Origin of the sequence: Dyella marensis (assembly GCF_900112865.1) — a bacterium.
Classification (GTDB): domain Bacteria; phylum Pseudomonadota; class Gammaproteobacteria; order Xanthomonadales; family Rhodanobacteraceae; genus Dyella_D; species Dyella_D marensis_A.
The window spans coordinates 1-6,586 of sequence record NZ_FONH01000041.1; the positions used below are offsets into that span (position 1 = coordinate 1).

At 64.8% G+C, this 6,586-nt stretch carries 5 protein-coding genes and 1 pseudogene; all 6 read right to left on the bottom strand.

Going from position 1 to position 6,586, the window contains the following annotated elements; all coding sequences use genetic code 11:
• Window positions 1–385 (bottom strand): annotated as a pseudogene (locus tag BM172_RS21850) (Vi polysaccharide biosynthesis UDP-N-acetylglucosamine C-6 dehydrogenase TviB); the annotation flags it as partial.
• Window positions 386–731: 346 nt separating this feature from the next.
• Entirely contained in the window at window positions 732–2,933 is a 2,202-nt protein-coding gene (locus BM172_RS21855) for a polysaccharide biosynthesis tyrosine autokinase (protein ID WP_026635828.1), read from the bottom strand.
• Window positions 2,930–3,394, bottom strand: coding sequence for a low molecular weight protein-tyrosine-phosphatase (locus BM172_RS21860; RefSeq protein ID WP_026635827.1), 465 nt, complete (start codon window positions 3,392–3,394; stop codon window positions 2,930–2,932). The genes BM172_RS21855 and BM172_RS21860 overlap by 4 nt, the downstream gene beginning before the upstream one ends.
• Window positions 3,395–3,677: 283 nt before the next feature.
• Window positions 3,678–4,664, bottom strand: a complete 987-nt coding sequence (locus BM172_RS21865) for a fumarylacetoacetate hydrolase family protein (RefSeq protein WP_026635826.1) — start codon at window positions 4,662–4,664, stop codon at window positions 3,678–3,680.
• A gap of 82 nt (window positions 4,665–4,746) precedes the next feature.
• The gene (gene hmgA, locus BM172_RS21870) at window positions 4,747–6,039 is read right to left on the bottom strand and encodes a homogentisate 1,2-dioxygenase (protein ID WP_035323602.1); all 1,293 of its coding nucleotides are present in this window, start codon (window positions 6,037–6,039) and stop codon (window positions 4,747–4,749) included.
• Window positions 6,040–6,059: 20 nt separating this feature from the next.
• Complete coding sequence (locus BM172_RS21875) at window positions 6,060–6,407, bottom strand: endonuclease domain-containing protein (protein WP_026635824.1); 348 nt, start codon at window positions 6,405–6,407, stop codon at window positions 6,060–6,062.
• Between the last annotated feature and the right edge of the window lie 179 nt (window positions 6,408–6,586).

Genomic DNA, 6,586 nt, shown 5'->3' on the forward strand with positions numbered 1-6,586 from the left:
CTTCCGTGCAACCGGGATAGACGGTGGACTCGTACACCACCACGTCGCCGCGCTTGAGCACCGATGCCAGCATCTGGCTGGCCTTGATCAACGGCCCCAGGTCCGGCCGCTTGGCCGCGTCGATCGGCGTCGGCACCGTCACGATGTAGACGTTGCGGTCGCGCAGGTCCTCCAGCGCATCGCTGTAGCGCAGCCGCGTGGCCGAGCCCAGTTCCGCGGCATCCACTTCCAGCGTCGAGTCCTTGCCCGCACGCAGTTCCTCGACCCGCGCGGCGCGGATATCGAAGCCCACCGTGTCGTACTTCTTGCCGAACTCCACAGCGAGCGGGAGGCCGACATAGCCCAGGCCGATGATGGCAATCTTGGCATTGATCACTTGCTGCATCCGATCTTCCAGATAGTGGCGGTCCGGCGTCTGAGGCCTGTGTCGATGGACCGTGAAGGGGAGAGCCTTGCGGCTCGACTGCGAACACAAGAGCCACCTACTGTGGCAAGCGCTTCTTTACTCACACCTGAAGCACGGCGATTCACGCGCGATGCGTTTCGCATACAGCGAAACGCATCAACGTTTAGCCGTCCAAACGTCCAGATGTTCGCCTGTGCTCTTGACAGGCTCATGAAGCGTGACGGCCAATTTCACGACGCGCATCGCAGTTTCGTTCGCGCGCCACACCGCCATTCATTTCGCGCGATCGGCGTCGCCGTTTCGGCGCCGATCATGCGAGCGCCGCTTACGTGCCGTTCTTGTATTCGTAGTAGCCGTACGAGTAGTAGCCACTGCTGCGGCGCTCGACCGCGTTGAAGATGGCACCCTTGATCTCCACGCCGTTCTGCGCAAAGCGCTGGCGTGCCAGGGCGATCTCACGCGCCTGGTTAAGGCCGAAGCGCACCACCAGCAGGCAGGTGCCGGCCATATGGCCGATGATCGAGGCATCGGTGACCGCCAGGATCGGCGGCGTATCGATCAGGACCAGGTCGTAGCGCGGCATCAGCTGATCCATCACTTCGGCGAAGCGCTGGTTCATCAGCAGCTCCGACGGGTTCGGCGGAATCTTGCCGCGCGCGATGTAGTGCAGGTTCTCCAGCGAGGCGATCGGCCGGATCGCGGTCTCCATGTCGATCTGCCCGGAGATAAGTTCGGACAAGCCATTGTTCGGCCGCCCGCCCATCACCTTGTGCAGCGTGCCCTTGCGCATGTCGCCGTCGATCACCAGCACGCGCTGTCCCGCCTGCGCCATCACCGCGGCGAGGTTGGCGGAAACGAAGGTCTTGCCGGCCTCCGGACTGGAGCCGGAGATCATCAGGATATTGTTCTTCGCCTCCATCCGGGCGAAATGCAGGCTGGTGCGCAGGCTGCGCAAGGCCTCGGTAGCGAGATCCGCCGGCGAGCTGATCGCGAGCAGGTGATGCCTGCCGTCGCTGCGCGCGCGATCGGACAGCGCGATCTCGTGCTCGGTCGGACTGACCGGCACCGAGGCGTACACCGGCAGGCCGAGCTGCTCGATCACCGACGGCTCTTCCACACCGCGGTTGAGCATCTGGCGCACGAACACCAGGCCGAAGGCCAGGAAAGCGCCGACGAAGGTGCCGCCGAATACCACCATGGCCTTCTTCGGCTTCACCGGGCTGGTGACGTCGACCTGCGCGTTGTCGACGATATGCACGTTGCCGACCTTGCCGGCGCGCGCGATGTCCAGCTGCTGCGCCTGGTTGAGCAGGCCGGTATAGGTCTGGTTGCTGACATCCACGTCGCGGGTGAGCTTGAGCAGCTCCTGCTGCGTGTCAGGCAGGGCGCCGACCTGCTTTTCCATGTCGCCCTTCTGCTGCTCCAGCTGGCCGATCTGCTGCATCAGCGCGCGATAGGCCGGATGCTGCGGCGTGAAGCGGCGCGCCACATCGGCCTGCTGCATGCGCAGCTGCTGGATATTGGCCTCGACCGCCACGCTCTGGTCCAGCAGCGCCTTGGTCTGCATGGTGATGTCAACCGACTTGGCCTGGATCTGGAATGCATTGAGCGCGGCCTGCGCGCGGTCCAGGTCCTGCCGCACCTTGGGCAGCTGCTCCTGCACGAACTTCAGGCTGTTGGCCGCCTCGGCCGCGTTCCACTCGACGTTCTGGCGCACATACCACTCGCTGACGCGATCGAGCAGCGCCACGGCGAGCTTGGGACTGGCGTTCTGGTAGGACAGGCCGATGATGCCGGAGTCCTTGCCCTTCTCGGTGGCCTGGATGGCCTGCTGCAACTGGTTGATGGTGGTGAGCGCGCGTTCGCGCCGCACGTCGAAGCGCGTGCCCGGGTTGGCCTTGAGCGAGCCCACCTGCAAGGTCACGCCATGACCGGTGGCGATCTGGCCGACCGCGCCCTGCAGCAGCTCGTCACCCTCGGGATTGAGCAGCGTATAGCCGCCGTTCTCGCCGGCGACCAGCGTCATCACCTTGCCCAGCAGGTCATCCGGCACCTCGATGCGCTGCAGGTCGAGCTTGGAGCCACCCCAGTCATAGCGGTTGAAGCCCAGCCACGGCGCGGCCAGCACGCCCGGATTGGCGTTGGCGAAGCGCCGGGCGATGCCGGTGCCGATCATTGGGAAATGCCGGGCCGAGACATTGATATCCAGCTTCAGGTCGTCGACCGCCTTGCCGATCACCGCGCGCGAAGTGATCAGCGCGATTTCGGTATTGGCCTGCGAGTTGGAAGCGCCCAGGGTCTGGCTGAGGGCGCTGATGCCGGGCAACTCGGGCACCTTCTGCTCCACCTGCACCATCGCATCGGCCTGGTAGATCGGCGTGGCGAGCAGCGCGTAGGCGAGGCTGCAGGCGAGGAACAGGCCGGTGATGGCGAAGATCAACCACTTGTTGTCGACCAGGGTACCGAGGATCGCACCCAGGTCGAGCTCTTCGTCGTTTCGCTGCGTGACGGCGCGGGGATCGGTCATGAGGAGGCCGCTTTGGAGAGGGAGGGAGTCAGATACGGGAGCCAGCGCGCGATGGCCTGGTCGATCAGTCCGTAGACGTGCTCGAAGGCCGGGCGCGATTGCCCGTACGGGTCAGGAATCTCCTTTTCCCCTAGCCATTTGCCGAGCAGCAGCACCTTGCCGCTGGATTCCGGCGCGAGCCGCGCGATGCGGGCGGCGTGGCTTTTTTCCATCACCAGCACGAGATCCATGTCGCGCAGCATCGACGGCTGCAGCTGGCGACCGCGATGCGCCTGCGCGTCGATGCCGTGCTCGTGCAGCAGCGCGGCCGCGGTGGCATCCATGGGATGGTCTTCGAGCGCGCCGAGACCTGCGCTCGATATCTGCGCCGAGGTATCGCGCAAGCGATCCCTCAGCAGGTATTCGGCGGTGGGGCTACGGCAAATGTTGCCCACACACACAAGCAGGATACGTTGGAACACAGCGTTGCCTGACTCTGCAAAAAGATGTGGAGGCCGCGCACACGCGAACCTGAAACCGACATCCCCCTGTTTCGTCAAACCGTCTATGCCGGACGAAAACCAGGTCGATAGTAGAGAATGTTCCTAGGCAATGGCGCGATTCGCGTCGCGAATGGCCGAACTCGTACAGCGCGCGTTAGGGGACGAGCTGTGAACGTCTACATTTCCTAAACATGCAGCGCACATGAAAAGAGCCTGCAATGCAGGCTCTTACGTGAAGGTTTTGTGTCGCCTCGATGTCGTATCAGGACGATGGCGACGCGATCCGCTGCTCGATCGCGCCGAAGATCGATGCACCATCGCCATCCGTCACGTCGATGCGGATCACATCGCCGTACTTCAGGAACGGCGTGCTCGGCTGACCATCGCGCAGCGTTTCGACCGTGCGCTGCTCGGCGAGACAGGACGCGCCCTTGCCGGTGTCTTCATTGGCGATGGTGCCCGAGCCGACGATGGTGCCGGCGGTGAGCGGGCGCGTCTTTGCCGCGTGCGCGACCAGCTGCGCGAAACTGAACTGCATGTCGACGCCGCATTCGGCTTCGCCAAACCACGCGCCGTTGATCCAGGTGCGCATCGGCAGATGCAGCTTGTCTTCACGCCAGACATCACCGAGTTCGTCCGGCGTCACGAATACCGGCGACAGCGCCGAGCGCGGCTTGGACTGCAGGAAGCCGAAGCCCTTGGCCAGCTCGGCCGGAATCAGGCCGCGCAGCGAGACATCATTGACCAGGCCGACCAGCTGGATATGCGCGGAGGCCTGCGCCGGCGTCGCCGCCATCGGCACGTCGTCGGTGATCACCACCACTTCGGCTTCCAGGTCGATACCGTAGTCCTCGCTGGGCACCAGCACCGGATCGCGCGGCGCCAGGAAACCCGCGCTGGTGGCCTGGTACATCAGCGGATCGACGTAGAACGATTCCGGCACCTCGGCGCCGCGCGCACGGCGCACGCGCTCGACGTGCGGCAGATAGGCGCTGCCGTCGACGAATTCATAGGCACGCGGCAGCGGCGCCGCCATCGCGGCGACGTCGAGCGCGAACGCGTCAGGCGCGGTGCCGGCCTGCAGTTCGCCGTACAGCGCATTGAGGCGTGGCGCCAGGTTGGACCAATCGTCCAGCGCCGCCTGCAGCGTCGCGGCGATGCCGGTGGCCTTGACGGCACGCGACAGGTCGCGGCTCACCACGATCAGGGTGCCGTCGCGCCCGCCTTCCTTGAGACTGCCCAGTTTCATGCCTTCGCTCCGATCGCCGCGCCTTGAGCGGCGGCGTTCAACAAAAAGAATCAGTGAGATGAAGCCGATGCGCCTGCGCGGATCAGCTTTCCTTGAAGTGCTTGCGGATGCCCTGCCAGCACTCGTAGTAGCTGCCCTGCAGCTGCGGCGCGTCCAGCGCCTGCCGGGTCGGCCGGATCACCTTGCGCGTCTCGAACATGAAAGCCATGGTGCCGGTGAGATGATCGGGCTTGCTCACATCGGCGCCGGAGGCCTTCTCGAAACTCGCCGCATCCGGGCCATGGCCGCTCATGCAATTGTGCAGGCTGGCGCCGCCGGGCACGAAGCCGCCCTCCTTCGCGTCATAGGCGCCCTGGATCAGGCCCATGAACTCGCTCGCCACGTTGCGATGGAAATACGGCGGGCGGAAGGTGTGCTCGGCCACCAGCCAGCGCGGCGGGAAGATCACGAAGTCGACATTGGCCGTGCCGGGCGTATCGCTCGGCGAAGTCAGCACGGTGAAGATCGACGGGTCCGGATGGTCGACGCTGATCGAGCCGACCGTGTTGTAAGTGGTCAGGTCGTACTTGTACGGCGCGTAGTTGCCGTGCCAGGCCACCACGTCCAGCGGCGAATGGTCGATCGCGGCGGTCCACAGCGAGCCCTGGAATTTCGCGATCAGCTCGAAGTCGCCTTCGACATCCTCGTACCAGGCCTGCGGGGTGAGAAAGTCGCGTGGCAGCGCCATCGAGTTGGCGCCGATCGGCCCCAGGTCCGGCAGCCGCAACAGCGCGCCGAAGTTCTCGCACACGTAGCCGCGCGCCTCGCCGTCGATCAGCTCCACGCGGAAGCGCACGCCGCGCGGGATCACCGCGATCTCCAGCGGCGCCACGTCGAGCACGCCCAGCTCCGTGCATACGCGCAGGCGTCCTTGCTGAGGCACCAGCAGCAGCTCACCGTCGGCGTCGTAGAAGAAGCGCCCGAGCATGGAGCGGTTCGCCGCATATATATGTATGCCGCAACCGGCCTGCTCGGCGGGACCGCCGTTGCCGGCCAGGGTGACCAGGCCATCGACGAAGTCGGTAGGCCGCGCGGGCAGCGGCCACGGATCCCAGCGCAGCTGGTTGGGCGTGGCCGGTGCTTCATCGAAGCGATTGTGGAAATGCTCGTGCGCGCGCGGCTCGAACGGCCGATGCACCGCCGCCGGCCGGATCCGGTACAGCCAGCTGCGCCGGTTGCTGTGGCGCGGCGCGGTAAACGCGCTGCCCGACAGCTGCTCGGCATACAGGCCGTGCGCCACGCGCTGCGGCGAGTTCTGCCCATGCGGCAGCACGCCCGCGACGGCCTCGGTGGCGAATTCGTTGCCGAAGCCGGATTGGTAGCCCTTGGTTTCCATCGATCGCACCAGTGGTTTGCCTAAGGTGTGGAGATCCGTTCACTGACGGCGCGAAGGATGGATTCCAGGACCGCGTCCGTTTGCTGCAATGTTTCGTTGTCCCAGAAGCGCAAGATCGTCAGACCTCGTGCTTGCATATGTGTCGTGCGGACTTGATCGACCGCCTTATTGTGCTGCGAGCCATCGAGCTCGATGACCAAGTGCGCCGCTTCGCAGTAGAAATCCACTATGTAAGGTGGAATCGGATGCTGGCGGCGGAACTTGTAGCCTTTCAGTCGACCGCCACGCAACCGGAACCAGAGCTTTTGTTCCGCTTCCGTGGAGGTTTGACGCAGATCACGAGAGTGCTTGTGAGTTCCTGTCGGCAATGGAGGATTCCTGCGTCCCTGCATAGCCGATAGTGTGCATTTTCAGCCAAGCCCCGCCTCACTCTCACCCCTCCAATTCGGAATCCTTCTCCCTCCGGGAGAAGGTGGCGGCAGCCGGATGAGGGTACGGCCGGAGCGGTGCACATCACTCTTGCCACTCCGCCCGTACCCTCACCCCA

Bases quoted from the DNA above. Each gene is read 5' to 3' on its own strand.
- BM172_RS21855 (WP_026635828.1), bottom strand. From the start codon at position 2,933: ATGACCGATCCCCGCGCCGTCACGCAGCGAAACGACGAAGAGCTCGAC.
- BM172_RS21865 (WP_026635826.1), bottom strand. From the start codon at position 4,664: ATGAAACTGGGCAGTCTCAAGGAAGGCGGGCGCGACGGCACCCTGATC.
- hmgA (WP_035323602.1), bottom strand. From the start codon at position 6,039: ATGGAAACCAAGGGCTACCAATCCGGCTTCGGCAACGAATTCGCCACC.